This is a genomic window from Streptomyces sp. DH24, from assembly GCF_029813775.1.
GTDB lineage: Bacteria > Actinomycetota > Actinomycetes > Streptomycetales > Streptomycetaceae > Streptomyces.
This window is the reverse complement of record NZ_JARVKW010000018.1, coordinates 44,873-62,909: the sequence shown is the minus strand read 5'-3', so window position 1 is coordinate 62,909 and position 18,037 is coordinate 44,873. Positions and strand designations below refer to the sequence as shown.

Genomic DNA, 18,037 nt, shown 5'->3' with positions numbered 1-18,037 from the left:
TTCGGCTGACCCGGTGCGCGGCAGTGGGTAGAACTCACCTGATGACCACGACCCTGCGGCCGACCGAGCCGCTCCAGCACAACGCCGACGGGACCCGTTCACGCCGCTACCAGGTGTGCGTGAACAGCCGTCCCGTCGGCGCGATACACCTCGGGACCCATCCCGTCTTCGGCGACGCGGTGGCCCGCATCATGAAGCTGCGGATCGAGGAACCGGACCGGCGGCGCGGCCGGGGCACCGTGGCCGCGCTCGCCGCCGAGGAGGTCGCGCGCGGCTGGGGCTGCCGCCGCATCGAGGCCGAGGTCCCCGCCGACCCGGCAGCGGCCCTCCGCCTCGCGACCGCCCTCGGCTACGTCGTCCGCAACCGCAACATGCGCAAGGCGCTCGGCGACACGCCGCCCGCCCTGCCCGCGGGCACCCGGGCGCGGCCCCTGACCGAGGACGAGTTCGGGCCCTGGCTGGCCAAGGGCCGGGAGGACTACGCCCGGAGCTGGATGAAGCGCGGCGGTCCGGAGGCCGAGGCGCGGGCCAAGTCCGAGCGCGACCACGCCGCCCTGCTGCCGGACGGCCACCGCACGGAGCACATGCTTTTCAGCGTCCTCGAACACGAGGGGACGGCGGTGGGCACCCTGTGGCTGGCGCTGCGCAGCGACCACGCCTTCGTCTACGACGTCGAGGCCGACGCCGCGCACCGCGGCAAGGGCCACGGACGCTCGCTCCTGCTGCTGGCGGAGGCCCAGGCGATCGAGGGCGGCAGACGGACCATCGGCCTCAACGTCTTCGCGGGCAACACCCCGGCCGAGCGGCTCTACGAGTCCCTGGGCTACGAGACGACGCGGTACGCGATGTACAAACCGCTGCTGTGACCGTCCCGCCGGTGGCCGGTGGCCGGTGGCCGGTCCGGTCTGCGGTGTTCCGGGGCGCCGGTCAGGCCTCCTGCTCGGCCAGCAGCCGGTCCGCGATCTCCTCGACGCGCTCGCGCAGCCCTTCCTGGCTCTTGCCGCCGTCGAGGCGCTCGCCGCCGATGACGTACGTCGGCGTGCCCGTCACGCCGATCGCCTTGCCCTCGGCCTGGTCGGCGTCGACGATCAGGATGTGCCGGCCGTCGATCAGCGCGGTGTCGAACTCCTCGGCGTCCAGGCCGAGTTCGCGGGCGACGTCGACCAGGACGGACTCGCCCCGGCGGGCCAGGTCCTCGACCCGCTCCAGCACGGCCTCGGCGTACTCCCAGCCCTTGCCCTGCTCGGCGGCCTCCTCGGCGGCCTGCGCGGCGGCGAAGGCGTGCTTGTGCTTCTCCAGCGGGAAGTGCCGCAGCCGCAGCTCCAGACGCTCGCCGTAGCGGGCCCGCAGGGCGTGCAGGTCGGCCAGGGCGCTGCGGCAGTCCGGGCACTGCAGCTCGCACCAGACGTCGAGGACGGGCGGGGCGGGGCGGACGGGGGAGGAGTCGCTCATGCCCCCAAGTCTTCCAGCCCCGGCGCCCGCGGCCCAATCCGCCCTCGCAGGTCAGGACGCACGACGGCACGTGATGCGGTGCCCGCGGCGTACGTCCGCCCGGCACCTGCGGAGGAGCCGACCCCGAGATGTCCCTGATCTACGGCAGGAGCATGGCCCGGCGGGGTCCGGACGGTGCACGATGGAAGGGACGAAGTGCCCGACCGAGCCCTGCGTGGAGGACCGGATGATTGCCGAGACCGTCTGTTCCGCCGTCGCCGCGGCCGGCCTGGGCGTCGCTGCCATCACCGCCTACCGCAGGCGTTTCCTGGCGGCGGCCCGTGTCGCGGGCTACGCGCTCGTTCCGCTCGGCCTGGTGATGACGGGGGTCGTCGACTGGCTGGCCGACACCGCCCCCAGCCCGACGGCGTGGGCGGGCTTCGGCGTGCTCGGCGTCGCCTGGCTGCTGTTCGCGTCCACGCGCGCGGTGGAGCGCCGCCGCGGCGGCACCCGCAAGGAGCGCAAGGCGGCAGAGGCCGAGGCCGCGGCCCAGCGCGACGCCGTGGCGCCCACGGCCTCCGCGCCCTCCCTAGGGCAGGGCACACGGTCGGCGGCCAAGAAGCCCGCGCCGGCGTCCGCGCCCCGCTCCGAGGACGATTTCAGCGACATCGAGGCCATCCTCAAGAAGCACGGCATCTGACAGCGCCCGACCCGGCACGGCGATCCGACGGCACCTGACGCCGCCGGGCGTTTGACGGCCCGCGGCCCTGGCTGAAACGACACAGTGGACCGCCCGAGCGTCCGCAAACGATCACAAGCCGCACCGGACCTCGCGCAATCTTGTGAACTCCGGTGCTTTCCGGACGGCTTGTTCGCGCGCGACCCCTCACCTGCGTCATCATCGCCGCGAGATGCTGGACACGACACAGAGCGAGGCCGCTCCGTCGCACGACGAGCCGTCCGAGAACGGGCCGCACCAGCCGTCCGAGGACGAGCCACGCGGTTGCCTTTTCGCCCTTTCCCAGCCACCGCTGATGATCTTCCTTGCGGTGATCGGGTGTCTGCTGCTCATGGCTTCGCTGCACGACCTGCTGCTGCTCTGAGCCGTACCCGCGGTCTCCGGCGTCACCCGCCGGGGGCCGCGTCGACAGCACGGCGCGGACGGTGTCCGGCGCCTCCCACGGCGGACGTCAGCCCGCCGCCTCCTTGCGCCGCGCCCGGTACGCGGCCACATGCAGCCGGTTTCCGCACGTGCGGCTGTCGCAGTAACGCCGCGAGCGGTTCCGCGAGAGGTCGACGAAGGCCCGCCGGCAGTCGGGCGCCTCGCAGCGCCGCAACCGCTCCTGCTCCCCGGCCACGACGAAGAACGCCAGCGCCATCCCGCAGTCGGCGGCCAGATGGTCGGCGACGGAGGCTCCGGGCGCGAAGTAGTGCACGTGCCAGTCGTGGCCGTCGTGGTCCGTCAGACGCGGCGTGGTGCCCGCCGCGGCCACCAGCTCGTTGATCAGCACGGCCGCCGACCGGGCGTCGGGTGCCGCGAAGACCGAGGCGAACCGGGCGCGCACCTTGCGGACCGCGGAGAGGTCGAACTCCGAGAGCACCCCGGCATCGCTGATCTGGTGGTTCCGTACGAAGCCGGCGAGGGCGGCGACGTCCGCCAGCCCGTCCGGCGCCGTGTCGTCCTCCGGTGCGGTGTTCACCAGATCCACCACGGTGTCGAGCGCGCACCGGGTGTCGTGGGTGATCAGCACGTTTCGCTCCCTGGCCTGGTGGTCGGGCGGGGCGCCCGCCGATGCTGGCCGATGGTAGTGGCTTGCGCGCCGTACGGACCGGCCCCGTCGCCGGGCTTGGCCCGGACCGCCGTCACCGACGACCGGCCCGGCGGGCCGAGCTGCCAGTACAACGCCTGCCACCGCGCCGGCGTTCCCGCCCGGCCCGGCACGGCACACACCGGCGCCCCCGCCGCTACGCTCCGTGGTCCTCCGGCCGTCACGCGCACCGGCGCCGCCACCGCGGAAGTCCGCGGCGACGGCGCCGGTGTGTGCATGCGGTTGTGGCCCGAGCCGTCACCCCGAGTCGACGGCGCCGGGCGGTCTGGTGCGCCCTCGACCTAGCTTTCCGCCAGGATGTGCGAGAGCTCCTGGTCGAGATCGAAGTGCCGGTGTTCCGTGCCGGGGGGCACGGCGGCGTCGGTCCGCTTCAGGAAGGACTCCAGGGCCCTTGCCGGGGCCTCGAGCAGCGCCTCGCCCTCCGGGGAGCTGAGGGCGATGCAGACGACGCCCTGACCGTGACTGCGAGACGGCCAGACACGGACGTCGCCGGTGCCGGTGGGACGGTGAAGCCCTTCGGCGAGGAGGTCGCGGGCGAACACCCACTCGACGGTCTCCTCGGCTCCGGTGTGGAAGGTGGCGTGCACGGCGTAGGGGTCGGCCGTGTCGTACCGCAGGCCTGCGGGGACAGGCAGGGAGGACTCGCTCGACACAACGAGGCGCAGGTGCAGCTCGCAGCTGACCGTGGTGTTCATAAGCGCCAGGGCCTTTCGCTCAGTGTGCGCTCGGGGATTCGCACGTCGGCGAAATCGACATGCCACCTACGGTGCCGTTGTAAACCCCTCTGAGTGTTTTGCGTGCGTTTACGTAACTCTTCCGGCGGAGAGATCGTCCGGGTTCGGCGTCCATTACGGTGACCGGAATCCCTCGGGTAGGGTTTACCCATATGAATACGGGGAGTAACGAGCCGGGCGAGGTGGCCATGGCAACGGACGAGACCGGGAGCGGCAGGGCCGGAGCGGGCGCCACGGCCGCCGACACGGAGACCGAGGAGCGGGGCCTCGGGTCGCGCGCGCCGGAATTCGTGAAGGCGCGCCGCGTGCTCCACATCAGCTGGCAGGTCGGCGTCTTCGTGATCGGCCTGGCGGTCGTGGTGACCGGCATCATCATGCTGCCGCTGCCCGGCCCCGGCTGGGTGGTGATCTTCGGCGGCATGGCGATCTGGGCGACCGAGTTCGTCTGGGCGCAGCTCGTGCTGCGCTGGACCAAGCGCAAGGTCACCGAGGCGGCGCAGCGCGCGCTCGACCCCAAGGTGCGGCGCCGCAACATCATCCTGACGACGGCGGGCCTGGTCATCGTGGCCGTGCTGCTCGCCGTGTACGTCTGGAAGTTCGGCTTCGAGATGCCCTGGAAGATCGAGAACCAGTGAGCGGCGCGGGGCGCGGTGACCGCCGGGCGCCGGTCACGAGCACCCCCTGACATGGGGTAATGTTCTTCCTGCGCCCGGGCGATTAGCTCAGCGGAAGAGCGCTTCGTTCACACCGAAGAGGTCACTGGTTCGAACCCAGTATCGCCCACCGGATCGCACGACGACCCGGCTCACGGAAGACCGTGAGCCGGGTCGTCTGCTGTGCGGGCGGACCCGAATCCGTCGCATCCCGCCCGTCTTCATCCAACCGTAACCTTCCGGCTTGCCCGGTTTGCGGGGTCGGACCGTGTTCGATGGGTCGACCGCAGCGCTGTCACCTGCGGGTTTGTGGTGGTGCGGGTGGGCTGGAAGAGGGCTGGCGCCGTCGTGGACACCCCTTGCCAGGCATGAATTCCTGTCCGAATCATTGACGTGCTCGTAGGGCCTCCGTAACTTGTGGCGGCAAGCGCTTACTTGAAACGATTCATGAGGCGGACGCAACCTCGCTGGGGAGGCTCACATGCAGCAGAACAGGAATGTAGAGAGGCGGACAGTCCTCAAAGCGGCCGGGGCCTCCCTGGCCGTCGCGGGACTGGGTGCGACCGCCACGGCCTGCGGCGGGGGGAGTGGCTCCGGGGACGGAACGGTGACGATCCGTTACGCCTGGTGGGGTGCCGAGGACCGTGCGGAGCGCATCAACAAGACCATCGCGCTCTTCGAGAAGAAGTACCCGAAGATCAAGGTCAAGACGGACTTCCAGCCGTACGGCGACTTCTGGAAGAAGTTCAACACGCAGGCCTCCGGGGGAAATCCGCCGGACGTCTTCCAGAACGCGATCGGATTCCTCCGCAAATACGATGCGAAGAATGTGCTGCTCGATCTCAGTGAGCAGGTGAAGGCCGGCAATCTCTCGCTCGACGGCTTCCGCGCGGGCCTGGAGAAGTTCGGTGAGATCGACGGCAAACTCCTTGGTATTCCCGTCGGTTCGAACTCGATGGCCCTGGTCATCGACAAGCCCGTCTACACCCGTGCCGGCGTCAAGCCCGAACAGGGCTGGACGTGGGACGACTTCGACGCGGCGATGAGGAAGATCCGCGACAAGACGGGCCGGGCCGGCGACAGCGGCATGTACGGCGTCATGTACCTCTACGACCTGTTCCTCCGTCAGAACGGCAAGGCGTTCTTCACCGAGGAGGGTCTCGGCTTCACCGAGTCGGATCTTCAGGCGTGGTGGGCCAAGGCCGAGAGCGGTGTGAAGTCCGGCCTGTTCGCCGACCCCAAGAAGGTCGCCCAGATCAAGCCCAAGTCGGCGCTCTCGGCCGAACTCGCGGGCAGCGAGTTCACCTGGGACAACTTCACCGTCCGCTACACCTCCGAGGGCAAGAGCGAGTACGGCCTCGCCCCCATTCCGACCACGGACGGCAAGAAGACCGGTCAGTACCTCGGCTCGCTGATGCTGAGCGCCTCCAGGCGCACCGAGCACCCGAAGGAGGTCGCCCAGTTCATCGACTTCATGGTCCACGACCCCGAGGTCGCTAAGATCATGGGCTACGACCGCGGTGTGCCGGCGACGCAGGCGCAGTACGACGCGTACCAGCCGACCGACCCGGTCAACAAGGCGATCGCCGCCTACGAGGAGTCCCTCGTCGAGGCCGGTGTCCTGGAGACCATCACCCCGCACCCGAACGGCGCCGACATCTGCGAGGCCGCCTTCCTGCGCATCGCGGAGGAGATGGCCCTCGGCAAGCGGTCCGTGGACGACGCCGTCAAGCAGTTCTTCACCGAGTCGAAGACGGCTCTCGGCAGCTGATGGGAACCGCCGTGACACACGCCCCTGCAACGGAGGACCTCATCCGGGACTCCGAGCCGCGGCACGGTCCGGTGAACTCCCCGAGCCCCGCCGCGCAGAAGCGGCGGGGCCGCCGGGAGACCCTGACCGGCTACCTCTTCATGTCCCCGTGGATCGCCGGGTTCCTGCTGCTGACGGCGGGCCCGATGGCGGCCTCGCTCTACTTCGCGTTCACCGACTACAACCTGTTCGACGCCCCCGAGTGGATCGGCTTCGACAACTTCTCCGAGATGTTCGGCGACCCGCGCTGGCGCCACTCGGTGCAGGTGACGCTCTGGTACGTCGTGGTCGGCACGCCGATCAAGCTGCTCGCCGCGCTCGGCGTGGCGCTGCTGCTGGCCCAGAAGCGGCGCGGCCAGGCCTTCTACCGGGCCGCCTTCTACGCGCCCTCCCTGATCGGCGCGAGCGTGTCCGTCGCCATCGTCTGGAAGGCGATCTTCTCGGACGACGCGGTCGTCGACCGCACGCAGCAGTTCTTCGGGATCGACGCCGGCGGCTGGACCGGTGACCCGGACCTGATCATCTACAGCCTGGTGGCGCTGACGGTCTGGCAGTTCGGCGCGCCCATGGTCATCTTCCTGGCCGGCCTCAAGCAGGTCCCGCGCGAGCTGTACGAGGCGGCCGACGTCGACGGCGCCGGCAAGCTGCGGCAGTTCTGGAACATCACCCTGCCGATGATCTCCCCGGTGCTGTTCTTCAACGTCCTGCTGGAGACCATCCACTCCTTCCAGATCTTCAGCTCGGCGTACATCGTCGGCGGCGGCGCCGGAGGCAACGCCTGCGGCCCGGCGGACGGCTCCATGGTCTACACCTGCTACCTGTACGTCCAGGGCTTCGAGAACAGCCGGATGGGCCTGGCCTCCGCCATGGCGTGGATGCTGCTGGTCGCGGTCGCCCTGGTGACGGCGGTGCTGTTCTGGTCCCAGAAGCGCTGGGTGCACTACGAGGAGGGCGGCCGATGACCGCACAGGCCACCGACGTCACACCGGCCCGGTCCGGGCGGGACGGAGGTCTGCGCCGCAGGCTGCCCGGCTCCCTCGCCTGGCACCTGGGAGCGCTGGCGATCCTCGTGGTGATCCTCTACCCGGTGGTCTGGGTGATCGGCGGGTCCTTCAAGAGGAGCGGGGACATCGTCGGCAGCCTGGACCTCTTCCCGGCCGACCCGATCACGTCCAACTACACCCGTCTGACCGAGGGCATCGCGGACGTCTCGATCTCGACGTTCTTCATGAACTCGCTGTTCCTGTCGCTGGGTTCGGTCGTCGGCATCCTGGTGTCCTGCTCGCTGACGGCCTACGCCTTCGCGAAGATCAGGTTCGCGGGACGCAATCTGCTGTTCACGCTGATGATCGGGACGCTCCTGCTGCCGTACCACGTGCTGCTGATCCCGCAGTACGTGCTGTTCCGCAACATGGACATGATCAACACGTACACGCCGCTGCTGCTCGGCAAGTACCTCGCCACGGAGGCGTTCTTCGTCTTCCTCATGGTGCAGTTCATGCGGAACCTGCCGAAGGAACTGGACGAGGCCGCCCGCCTCGACGGCTGCGGGCACTTCCGCATCTACTGGTCGATCGTGCTCCCGCTGAGCCGCCCGGCCCTGATCACCAGCGCGATCTTCACCTTCATCAACGCCTGGAACGACTTCATGGGCCCGCTGATCTACCTCAACGAGCCCGACAAGTACACGGTCTCCCTGGGCCTGAAGATGTTCGTCGACCAGGAGGCCGTGGCCGACTACGGCGGCATGATCGCCATGTCTCTCGTCGCCCTGCTGCCCGTGCTGGCCTTCTTCCTGGCCTTCCAGCGCTACCTGATCGACGGCATGGCGACGTCCGGTCTGAAGGGCTGAGGGGAGCCGGCCATGACCGAAGCGCGTGCGAAGGCCCGTACGGAACGCGGGGAGTCGCTGTTCGCCGAGCGGTTCGCCCTGTTCGCCGAGTGCCTGCTGACCGGCGTGTGGATCGCGGTGGCCGCGCTGCCGCTGGTGACCGGCCCCGCCGCGTTCGCCGCCGGCGCCCGGCACCTGCGGCGACGCATCACTCACGAGGTCGGCGGCCTGCGCGAGTTCGCCGCCGACTTCCGCTCGGCGGTGCGCCGCGGCTGGCTCGTCGGACTGGCCGGCTGGGCCGCCGCCGGCGCGGTGTGGGTGGACGTGCAGGCCGTGCGGGCCGGGCTCCCCGGCGGACCGCTGGTCGGCGCCGTCGGCCTGTTCGCGCTGATCGGTGCCGCCGTCGCCGGGCTGCGCGCGGCGGCCGTCTGGCAGCCCGGCGCGTCCTGGCGCGCGCTGCTCGCCGACGCCGGGCGGCGCACCGTCCTCGACCCGGCCGGCTCCTTCCTGATCGTCGGCGGACTGGCCGTGGTGGTCTGCTCCGCCTGGTTCGCCGCGCCGCTGGCGGTTCCCGTCCTGGGCGCCGTCGCGGCCGCCTCCCTCGCCGTGGAGGAGCGTTACCGGCGCCGCTGAGCGGTGCCCCCGGTCCCGGGGCCGGCGCCTCCGGGCGCCGCGCCTCTGCCTGTCATGCCCCTGACCATTCCGCATGCCCTGACACCTTCCCGCACGGAAAGAAAGGCTGCGTCTCACCATGTCTCCCCTTCCCCGCAGATCCCTGCTCAAGGCCGCCGCGGTCGCCGGCGCCGCCGCCCAGTTCAGCTGGGCCCTCGGCAGCCAGAACGCGCAGGCCGCGCCCGCCGCCGCGCCCGCCGACGCCGAACCGGTCACCCTGGACTGGCTGGAGGACGGCGGCCTCGGCGCCGCCCCCGGCTCCACCGTCGGCGTCCCCTGGCCCAAGGGCGCCCACCAGGAGGACCAGACGTTCGCGCTGACGGACGCGGACGGCAAGGCCGTACCCGTGCAGTCCTGGCCGCTGGCGTACTGGCCCGACGGCTCCCTCAAGTGGACCGCGCACGCCGTCAGTTCCGGCTCCGGCCAGCTCACCCTCACCGCCGGCGACGCCGCCGCGCCCGCCAAGAAGGTCACCGTCGACAGGAGCGGCGGCACCGTCGACGTCTCGACCGGCGTCATCACCGCCCGGATCGGCACGTCCGGCGCCACCCTCGTGAAGTCCGTGACCCGCGGTTCCACCGAGATCGCCAGGAACGGCCGGCTCGTGCTGCTGCGCCAGCCGGAGTTCGAGGACGGCGACCAGACCACCGTGAAGACCGAGCGCTTCGACGGCGTCATCTCCGACGTCACCGTCGAGCAGGAGGGCCCGGTCCGCGCCGTCGTCCGGATCGACGGCAAGCACCGCAAGGGCGACCGCAGCTGGCTGCCCTTCTCGATCCGCCTGTACTTCTACGCCGGCGCCGACTCCTTCCGCATGGTGCACACCATCACCTTCGACGGCACCCAGGAGCCCGGCAGGGCGAGCGGCGACTTCATCCGCGGCCTCGGCGTCCGCTTCACCGTGCCCCTGCGCGACGCGTCCTACGACCGCCACGTCCGCATCGGCGGCGAGGGCACCGGCCTGCTCCGCGAGGCCGTCAAGGGCATCACCGGACTGCGCCGCGACCCGGGCGCCGCCGTGCAGGCCGCCCAGTACGAGGGCAAGAAGCTGCCCGACCCCTCCACCTGGGACCAGCGCGTCACCACCCGCCTCCAGTACATCCCCGAGTGGGGCGACTACACGCTCTCCCAGCTCTCCGCCGACGGCTTCACCCTGCGCAAGCGCACCAAGAAGGGCCACGGCTGGATCCCCGCGGGCGGCGGCCGGCGCGCCTCCGGCTTCGGCTACGTCGGCGGCGTCAGCGGCGGATTCTCCTTCGGCCTGCGGGACTTCTGGGAGAAGTTCCCCGCCCAGCTCGACATCCGCGGCGCCCACACCGACGAGGCCCAGGTCACCCTCTGGCTCTGGTCGCCCGAGGCGCAGCCCATGGACCTGCGCTTCTACCACGACGGCATGGGCCAGGACACCTTCGCCGAACAGCTCGAAGGCCTCAACATCACCTACGAGGACTACGAGCCCGAGTTCGGCACCCCGTACGGCATCGCCCGGACCTCCGAACTCCTCTTCTGGGCCAACGAGTCCACGCCCAGCGCCGACACACTCGCCCAGCAGGTCGAGGCCGTACGCGTGCTCCCGCAGCTCGCCGCCCCGCCCAAGCAGCTCATCCGGGCCGGCGTCTTCGGCAAGGGCCTGTACGCCGAGCCCGACCGGTCCACCCCGGCCAAGGCGAAGATCGAGGACCACCTCGACTTCCTCTTCACCTATTACAAGGACCAGGTGGAGATGCGCCGTTGGTACGGCTTCTGGGACTACGGCGACATCATGCACACCTACGACACGGTCCGTCACCAGTGGCGCTACGACGTCGGCGGCTACGCCTGGGACAACTCCGAGCTGTCGCCCGACCTGTGGCTCTGGTACGCGTACCTGCGAAGCGGCCGCTCCGACATCTTCCGCTTCGCCGAGGCCATGACCCGCCACACCGGCGAGGTCGACGTCTACCACATCGGTGAGTGGGCCGGCCTCGGCACCCGGCACGGCGTGCAGCACTTCGCGGACAGCGCCAAGCAGCAGCGCATCGCCAACACCACCTACCGCCGCTACTACTACTTCCTCACCGCGGACGAACGCGTCGGCGACCTCATGCACGCCAACGTCGACTCCGACGAGACGTTCCTCGTCCTCGACCCGATCCGCAAGATCCGCACCGAGCCGTACACGCCCGACCGGCACGCCCTGTCGATCGGCTTCGGCACCGACTGGAGCGGCCTGGTCTCCGCCTGGCTCACCGAGTGGGAGCGCAAGGGCCCCAAGTGGGAGAAGGCCAAGGCGCGGGTGCTCTCCACGATGGAGACCATCGCCGCCCAGCCCAACGGCTTCGTACAGGGCCAGGGCCTGTACGACCTCGACACCGGCAGGTTCGCCGTCGCCGACAAGCCCGTCGTGTCGGTGTCGCACCTGTCCGCCGTGTTCGGCCTGGGCGAACTGTGTGCCGAGCTCATCGACCTCGTCGACATGCCGGAGTTCAAGGAGGCGTACCTCGACTACTGCCGCTACTTCAACGCCACCAAGGCCGAACAGGCGGCACGCTACGGCAGCAACTTCGGCTCACTGATCCTGTTCCAGGGCCACTCCCGCCTCGACGCCTACGCCGCCGTCCAGACCGGCGACGCCAAGCTCGCCAAGCGGGCCTGGGAGAAGTTCTACAACTCCGACGGCTACAAGGAGTCGGCGCCCTGGAAGACGGAGAAGCTCAGCGGCCCGGTCACGCTGGTGCCGGGCAGCGAGGCCACCTGGGTGTCCACCAACGACACCGCGCTCTACGGCCTCGCCGCCATCGAGAACCTCGCGCTCCTCGGTGACCGCATGCCGTAGCGCACGGAGCACGGCCGGGCGGGCACACTCCGTGCATGGACTGGAACCACTACCGCTTCCGCAGCCTGTGGGCCCTGCCCGCGCCCGCCCCGGCCGTGTACCGGGCGCTCGAACGGATCGAGGACTACCCCCGCTGGTGGCCCCAGGTCCGTGAGGTCCGCCGCACCGACGTCACCAGCGGCATCGTCCGCATCCGCTCCCTCCTCCCGTACGACCTGACCACGGTCCTGCGGGAGGAGCGGCGCGACGCGGCCGCCGGCGTCCTGGAGGTCGCCCTCACCGGCGACGTCGAGGGCCGGGCACGCTGGACGCTCCTCCCGGACGGGCGCGGCACCCTCGTCCGCTACGACCAGGAGGTCGACGTCCGCAAACCGCTGCTGCGCCGGCTCGCCGTGCCCGGACGGGCCTGCTTCCGCGCCAACCACGCGCTGATGATGCGCTCGGGGCGGCGCGGGCTCACGGCGTACCTGACGACGCCACCGGAAGCGGTTTGAAGGAAGCGCGCCCGGACCTGTATTGTTCAGTGCGTTCCCGGGCGATTAGCTCAGCGGAAGAGCGCTTCGTTCACACCGAAGAGGTCACTGGTTCGAACCCAGTATCGCCCACGGGTCAAGGCCGGTCCGGCACAACGGACCGGCCTTCGCGCATTCCGGCACCCCGCACCCGCGGCCCGCGCTGCCGCGGCCCGCGTCGAGGTCAGGCCGCCGCCGGCAGGCTCGGACGCAGTGGCCACGCCGGGTCCACCGCCTCCTCCGTGCCGCTGCGCGCGAACCACGCCTGCAAACCCCGCGCCTGTGCCGCGTGCCACACCGCCTGCAGCGTGTGCAACTCGGCCGGGGACAGCCGCTCCAGCCGCCCCGCGAACCGCCGCCCCACAGCCCGGACGACGTCCAGCGAGGCCAGCGCGTCCGCACCGGCGTCGTGGGCGCCCTCCAGCGTGACGCCGTACTGCGCGCACAGGTCCGTCAGCGTGCGGCGGCCCTTGCGGTAGCGGTCCAGATGCCTGTCCAGCACCAGCGGATCCAGCACCCGCAGCGGCGTCGCCTCGAACCAGCGGCTCAGCGACGAGGCCCGGTGCCGGCGCAACTCCCGGTCCAGCAGGGTCAGATCGAACGGTGCGTTCATCACCACCAGCGGCCGTCCCGCCGACGCCTGCTCGGCCAGCGTCTCGGCCACCTCGTACATCACCGGCGCGGGCCAGCGGCCGTTGCGCTGCAGATGTTCATCCGTCAGCCCGTGCACCGCGGTCGCCGACGCCGGCACCGGCACGCCCGGGTTCACCAGCCAGCGGTACACCCGCGGCCGCATGCCCGGGGCGTCCTGGACGACGACGGCCGCCGACACAATGCGGTCGGTCTCGACGTCCACGCCCGTGGTCTCCGTGTCGAACGCGGCCAGGGGCCCTTCGAACCAGCACGTCATACCCACACAACCCCTCGTTCACCCTCGGCAGTTGACGCGCCGTCCGCTTCGCCCGCTGCCCGTTTCGGTGATACCCGGGCTGTTTGCGCCGTACGCCGGAAGGAGACAACAGGAGTACGGGTCCTCGCAGTTCAGCGACCCGCAACGGGGAACCACTTGTTCTGGAAGGCTGTTGGTCATGGCCATTGCGCAGCCCGAACGGGGCGGGCTGCTGCCCGAGCGCACGGCACCCACCCGGGGCTCTCTCGCCACCACCGCCTGCATGGAGACCCTGCAGGTCGGCTATCTGCACGCCGTCGCGGCCGCCGCCGGCTGCTCGCTGTCCCAGCCCTTCCCGGACAACGGCATCGACTGGCACGTCAGCCACAGCGCGCCCGGGCACACCGTCGACGACGAGGTCACCATCAAGGTGCAGCTCAAGGCGACCTACCAGCTCCCGCCGCATCCGCCCGAGCGGTCCTTCTCCTTCACGCTCGACAACGAGCACCTGGCCAAGCTCGCCCGCACCCCGGTCTCCGTGCACAAGATCCTCGTCGTGATGATCGTGCCGCGCTCCCGGGACCAGTGGCTGCGGGCCGGACACGACCGGCTCGACCTGAGGCACTGCTGCTACTGGACCAACCTGGCCGGACACCCCGTCACGGGCCGCCGCCGCACCACCGTGCGCATACCGACCTCACGCATCTTCGACGACCGGGCGCTGTGCGAGATCATGACGCGGGTCGGCACGGGAGGGAAACCATGACGCACCGCCCGCCCGACGAGCCCGCGCGCCCCGCCCGGCCGCACCCCGCCGACCCCACCTGGCACGGCCGCACACCCGAGCCCCGCGACGTCGACCCGGCCGTGCTCGCCGTGCTGCTGGAACGGCACGGCTGGCAGCGCCGCGGCGGCGCCGCCGGACGCTACGGCCGCTGGACGCCGCCCGGACCCGGCGCCGGCGCCACCAGCCTCCTGGTGCCCGAGAGCCGCGCCTTCCCCGACAGCGAGGACCTGCTCGGCGAGGCCCTGCTCGCCCTGTCCCGCAGCGGCACGCTCGCCGCCCGCGAGGTGCTGCTCTCCCTCGCCGTGCCCAGCGACGAGATCCACTGGTGGCGCGACGTCCCGGACGGGCCCGCCGGCGCCGCCCCCTGGACCGTCGAGGAACACCTGCGCACCGCCGCCCGCCGGATGCTCCTCGCCGCCGCCCTCGCCACACGCGCGCGTGCCGGCTACTACGGCGCCCGGCACCGGCGCTCCGCCGCCGCCTCCCTCGGTGACGTCCTCGTGGGCTCCGCCACCGGCGGCCGCCGCCTCACCGCCTTCGTGCCCGTCGGCTCCGGCCGCCCCCTCGCCGTACGCCTCCACCAGGCGCTGTACGCCGCCCGCGAGGCCGTCGACTACCGGCGTGCCACCGGCGGCATGGACGCCTTCGACGGGGCCGTCGCGACCGGCGTCAGCCACGAGCTCACCGAGGCGCTCGTCACCCTCGTCAAGGGCAGCGAGGGCGCCCGGGTCGCCGTCGCCTGGGCCCCGGCGGCCGGCGTCCCCGAGGGCTGCGCCCCCTCCGCCGAGCCCGTCGAGGTCTCGCCGGGCGACCTGCCCGTGCTGCGCGAGGCCGGCGCCCGCTATCTGCGCGACGAACCGTCCGTGCCCGTGCGGATCACCGGCGCCGTCGTCCGGATGCGCAGATCCGGCCCGCGCGGACCGGGCCCCGTACGGCTGCGGGTCCTCGCCGGGGCCGACGTCGCGCACGTACGGATGACGCTGGACGAGGAGGCGTACCGCATCGCCGGGCACGCGCACCTGGTCGGACTGCCGGTGCGGGTGCACGGGCGGCTGGAGAGCCGGGGCGGCTTCCGGCGGCTGACCGAGGCCGCCGCGATGGCGCCCGTGCAGGTCGACGACGCCGAACGGGACCGGCTGATGAAGTCCCTCCAGGAGGACCTGGACTTCTTCGAAGGGGCCTGCGGAGGAGAGCGCGGCGACTGATCCGGGCGCCGGCGGCGGGGGAGCGGAGACCGATTTCGCGGAGGGCCGCCCCGGGTCGGTACGATCCGGTCATGCGCGCGCTCCCGGTATGGCGCCGCATTCCCCTTCAGTCAGGAGAGACCGGTGTCAGACGTCCGTGTGATCATCCAACGCGATTCCGAGCGGGAAGAGCGCGTGGTGACGACGGGCACTACGGCCGCCGACCTCTTCGCCGGCGAGCGCTCGATCATCGCCGCGCGCGTGGCCGGCGAGCTCAAGGACCTCGCGTACGAGCTGCGGGACGGCGAGACCGTCGAGGGCGTCGAGATCTCCTCCGACGACGGCCTCGACATCCTGCGCCACTCCACCGCGCACGTCATGGCGCAGGCCGTGCAGGAGCTGTTCCCCGAGGCCAAGCTGGGCATCGGGCCGCCCGTCAAGGACGGCTTCTACTACGACTTCGACGTCGAGGAGCCGTTCACCCCCGAGGACCTCAAGCGCATCGAGAAGAAGATGCAGGAGATCCAGAAGCGGGGCCAGCGCTTCTCCCGCCGGGTCACCACCGACGAGGCCGCCCGCGAGGAGCTGGCGGACGAGCCGTACAAGCTGGAGCTGATCGGTCTCAAGGGCAACGCGGCGCAGGCGGCCGACGGTGCCGACGCCGAGGTCGGAGCCGGCGAGCTGACGATCTACGACAACCTCGACGCCAAGACCGGCGAGCTGTGCTGGAAGGACCTGTGCCGCGGTCCGCACCTGCCGAGCACCCGCGTCATCCCCGCTTTCAAGCTGATGCGCTCGGCCGCCGCCTACTGGCGCGGAAGTGAGAAGAACCCCCAGCTCCAGCGGATCTACGGCACCGCCTGGCCGTCCAAGGACGAGCTGAAGCAGTACCTGGAATTCCTCGCCGAGGCCGAGAAGCGCGACCACCGCAAGCTCGGCAGCGAGCTGGACCTGTTCTCCTTCCCCGACGAGCTGGGCCCCGGCCTCGCGGTGTTCCACCCCAAGGGGGGTGTGATCCGCAAGGTCATGGAGGACTACTCGCGCCGCCGCCACGAGGTCTCCGGCTACGAGTTCGTGAACACCCCGCACATCTCGAAGGAGCACCTCTTCGAGATCTCCGGGCACCTGCCGCACTACGCGGAGGGTATGTTCCCGCCCATCCAGTTCGACGAGCAGAACTACCGCCTCAAGGCGATGAACTGCCCGATGCACAACCTGATCTTCAAGTCGCGGGGCCGTTCGTACCGTGAACTGCCACTGCGCCTCTTCGAGTTCGGGACCGTGTACCGGTACGAGAAGTCGGGCGTCGTGCACGGTCTGACCCGTTCGCGCGGTTTCACCCAGGACGACTCGCACATCTACTGCACCAAGGAGCAGATGCCCGAGGAGCTGGACACGCTCCTCACCTTCGTCCTGGACCTCCTGCGTGACTACGGTCTGACCGAGTTCGAGCTGGAGCTGTCCACCCGCGACGACTCCGACAAGTTCATCGGCTCGGACGAGGACTGGGCGGAGGCCACCGAGGCGCTCCGCCAGGCCGCCGAGAAGCAGAACCTGCCGCTGGTCCCGGACCCGGGTGGCGCCGCCTACTACGGCCCGAAGATCTCCGTGCAGGCCAAGGACGCCATCGGCCGCTCCTGGCAGATGTCGACCATCCAGGTCGACTTCAACCAGCCCAAGCGGTTCAACCTGGAGTACACGGCCGCGGACGGCTCCCGCCAGCAGCCGGTCATGATCCACCGAGCACTGTTCGGCTCCATCGAGCGGTTCTTCGGTGTCCTCCTCGAGCACTACGCCGGTGCCTTCCCGGCGTGGCTGGCCCCCGTGCAGGCGGTCGGCATCCCGGTGGGCGACGCGCACGTCGAGTACCTGGAGAAGTTCGCGGAGGAAGCCAAGGCGAAGGGCCTGCGGGTCGAGGTCGACGCGTCCTCCGACCGCATGCAGAAGAAGATCAGGAACGCCCAGAAGCAGAAGGTGCCGTTCATGATCATCGTCGGTGACGACGACATGAACGCGGGCACGGTGTCCTTCCGCTACCGCGACGGCTCGCAGGAGAACGGCATTCCGCGTGACCAGGCACTGGCCAAGGTCGTTGACGTGGTGGAGCGTCGCGCGCAGGTGTGATGTTCCCCGCCGAGGCGGGGGTGGTCCGGGCTTGCCCTTGTGGCTCGGGCGCGTAGACGTGCTCCCCGCGACAGCGGTGGTTCGGCCCCTGGGCTTCAGGCCCGGGGGCCTTTCCCTTCCTCCGGGCGGGACGCCATATGCTGCACGCATGACGAGTGAGCCGGAGCAGCAGTTGGGAGTGGGGTCGCAGGACGCGTTCCAGCGTCTGTGGACGCCCCACCGGATGGCCTACATCCAGGGCGAGAACAAGCCCACCGGCCCCGAGGCCGGCGACGGCTGCCCCTTCTGCTCCATCCCGGCCAAGTCCGACGAGGACGGCCTGATCGTCCGGCGCGGCGAGCGGGTCTACGCGGTGCTCAACCTCTACCCGTACAACGGCGGGCACCTCATGACCGTGCCCTACCGGCACGTCGCCGACTACACCGAGCTCACGGCGGAGGAGACCGCCGAGCTGGCCGAACTGACCAAGCAGGCGATGACGGCCCTGCGCACCGCGTCCGGCGCGCACGGTTTCAACATCGGCATGAACCAGGGCACGGTGGCGGGCGCGGGCATCGCGGCCCACCTGCACCAGCACATCGTCCCGCGCTGGGGCGGCGACACGAACTTCATGCCGGTCGTCGGCCACACGAAGGTGCTGCCGCAACTGCTGGCGGACACCCGCAAGATGCTGGCGGAGGCCTGGCCGAGGGGTTGAGCCCGATCGGCCCGTCCGCGTCCGAGGACGAGGCCGCAGGCCGACGGGCCCCGGGGAAACCCCAGGGCC

Annotated in this window: 18 protein-coding genes and 2 tRNA genes; 16 read left to right on the top strand and 4 right to left on the bottom strand. The window is 70.8% G+C overall.

The features are described 5' to 3' along the window. The first annotated feature begins 41 nt into the window (after positions 1-41). A complete protein-coding gene (locus tag QC282_RS16745) occupies positions 42-866 on the top strand; it encodes a GNAT family N-acetyltransferase (RefSeq protein ID WP_279550226.1) in 825 nt (274 codons plus the stop codon). A 61-nt stretch (positions 867-927) separates the two neighbouring features. Here the strand turns inward: QC282_RS16745 and QC282_RS16740 are convergent, their stop codons facing one another. After that, positions 928-1,452 carry a DsbA family protein gene (locus QC282_RS16740; protein ID WP_279550225.1) on the bottom strand — a complete coding sequence of 175 codons (525 nt, stop codon included), beginning with the start codon at positions 1,450-1,452 and terminating at the stop codon, positions 928-930. Between the two features lie 226 nt (positions 1,453-1,678). Between QC282_RS16740 and QC282_RS16735 the strand changes: the two genes are divergently transcribed. Continuing rightward, entirely contained in the window at positions 1,679-2,131 is a 453-nt protein-coding gene (locus QC282_RS16735; RefSeq protein ID WP_279550224.1) for a hypothetical protein, read from the top strand. A gap of 211 nt (positions 2,132-2,342) precedes the next feature. Then, the gene (locus tag QC282_RS16730; protein WP_279550223.1) at positions 2,343-2,534 is read left to right on the top strand and encodes a hypothetical protein; all 192 of its coding nucleotides are present in this window, start codon (positions 2,343-2,345) and stop codon (positions 2,532-2,534) included. An 87-nt stretch (positions 2,535-2,621) separates the two neighbouring features. Here the strand turns inward: QC282_RS16730 and QC282_RS16725 are convergent, their stop codons facing one another. Then, positions 2,622-3,182, bottom strand: coding sequence for a CGNR zinc finger domain-containing protein (locus tag QC282_RS16725; protein ID WP_279550222.1), 561 nt, complete (start codon positions 3,180-3,182; stop codon positions 2,622-2,624). Between the two features lie 359 nt (positions 3,183-3,541). Further along, positions 3,542-3,955, bottom strand: coding sequence for an SsgA family sporulation/cell division regulator (locus QC282_RS16720; protein ID WP_004002642.1), 414 nt, complete (start codon positions 3,953-3,955; stop codon positions 3,542-3,544). A 191-nt stretch (positions 3,956-4,146) separates the two neighbouring features. On the opposite strand from QC282_RS16720, the gene QC282_RS16715 reads away from it, so the two are divergent. The 9 genes from QC282_RS16715 to QC282_RS16675 all read left to right on the top strand — a co-directional run bounded on the left by QC282_RS16715 (position 4,147) and on the right by QC282_RS16675 (position 12,380). Further along, a complete protein-coding gene (locus tag QC282_RS16715; protein ID WP_279550221.1) occupies positions 4,147-4,629 on the top strand; it encodes a TIGR02611 family protein in 483 nt (160 codons plus the stop codon). 76 nt (positions 4,630-4,705) lie between these two features. After that, positions 4,706-4,777: transfer RNA gene (locus QC282_RS16710), tRNA-Val, on the top strand. Between the two features lie 351 nt (positions 4,778-5,128). Beyond that, positions 5,129-6,418 carry an ABC transporter substrate-binding protein gene (locus tag QC282_RS16705; RefSeq protein WP_279550220.1) on the top strand — a complete coding sequence of 430 codons (1,290 nt, stop codon included), beginning with the start codon at positions 5,129-5,131 and terminating at the stop codon, positions 6,416-6,418. Further along, entirely contained in the window at positions 6,418-7,419 is a 1,002-nt protein-coding gene (locus tag QC282_RS16700; protein WP_279550219.1) for a sugar ABC transporter permease, read from the top strand. The genes QC282_RS16705 and QC282_RS16700 overlap by 1 nt, the downstream gene beginning before the upstream one ends. Beyond that, the gene (locus QC282_RS16695; RefSeq protein ID WP_279550218.1) at positions 7,416-8,309 is read left to right on the top strand and encodes a carbohydrate ABC transporter permease; all 894 of its coding nucleotides are present in this window, start codon (positions 7,416-7,418) and stop codon (positions 8,307-8,309) included. Before QC282_RS16700 ends, QC282_RS16695 begins: the two co-directional genes overlap by 4 nt. Positions 8,310-8,321: 12 nt before the next feature. Further along, on the top strand, positions 8,322-8,921 hold the full coding sequence (locus QC282_RS16690) for a hypothetical protein (protein WP_279550217.1): 600 nt from the start codon (positions 8,322-8,324) through the stop codon (positions 8,919-8,921). A 118-nt stretch (positions 8,922-9,039) separates the two neighbouring features. Continuing rightward, positions 9,040-11,775, top strand: coding sequence for a Tat pathway signal sequence domain protein (locus tag QC282_RS16685; protein WP_279550216.1), 2,736 nt, complete (start codon positions 9,040-9,042; stop codon positions 11,773-11,775). A gap of 35 nt (positions 11,776-11,810) precedes the next feature. Continuing rightward, on the top strand, positions 11,811-12,269 hold the full coding sequence (locus QC282_RS16680; protein WP_279550214.1) for an SRPBCC family protein: 459 nt from the start codon (positions 11,811-11,813) through the stop codon (positions 12,267-12,269). Positions 12,270-12,308: 39 nt separating this feature from the next. Then, positions 12,309-12,380, top strand: a tRNA-Val gene (locus tag QC282_RS16675). Positions 12,381-12,471: 91 nt separating this feature from the next. Here the strand turns inward: QC282_RS16675 and QC282_RS16670 are convergent. Beyond that, positions 12,472-13,197 (bottom strand): 3'-5' exonuclease, encoded by a 726-nt coding sequence (locus QC282_RS16670; protein WP_279550213.1) that lies wholly within the window; start codon positions 13,195-13,197, stop codon positions 12,472-12,474. A gap of 178 nt (positions 13,198-13,375) precedes the next feature. On the opposite strand from QC282_RS16670, the gene QC282_RS16665 reads away from it, so the two are divergent. From QC282_RS16665 to QC282_RS16650, 4 genes are all read left to right on the top strand, one after another. Next, positions 13,376-13,942 (top strand): DUF4365 domain-containing protein, encoded by a 567-nt coding sequence (locus QC282_RS16665; RefSeq protein ID WP_279550212.1) that lies wholly within the window; start codon positions 13,376-13,378, stop codon positions 13,940-13,942. Next, on the top strand, positions 13,939-15,168 hold the full coding sequence (locus QC282_RS16660) for a hypothetical protein (RefSeq protein WP_279550211.1): 1,230 nt from the start codon (positions 13,939-13,941) through the stop codon (positions 15,166-15,168). Before QC282_RS16665 ends, QC282_RS16660 begins: the two co-directional genes overlap by 4 nt. Before the next feature lie 123 nt (positions 15,169-15,291). After that, the gene (gene thrS, locus QC282_RS16655; RefSeq protein ID WP_279550210.1) at positions 15,292-17,271 is read left to right on the top strand and encodes a threonine--tRNA ligase; all 1,980 of its coding nucleotides are present in this window, start codon (positions 15,292-15,294) and stop codon (positions 17,269-17,271) included. Positions 17,272-17,419: 148 nt separating this feature from the next. Next, positions 17,420-17,968, top strand: coding sequence for an HIT domain-containing protein (locus QC282_RS16650; protein ID WP_279550209.1), 549 nt, complete (start codon positions 17,420-17,422; stop codon positions 17,966-17,968). The last annotated feature ends 69 nt before the right edge of the window (positions 17,969-18,037 follow it).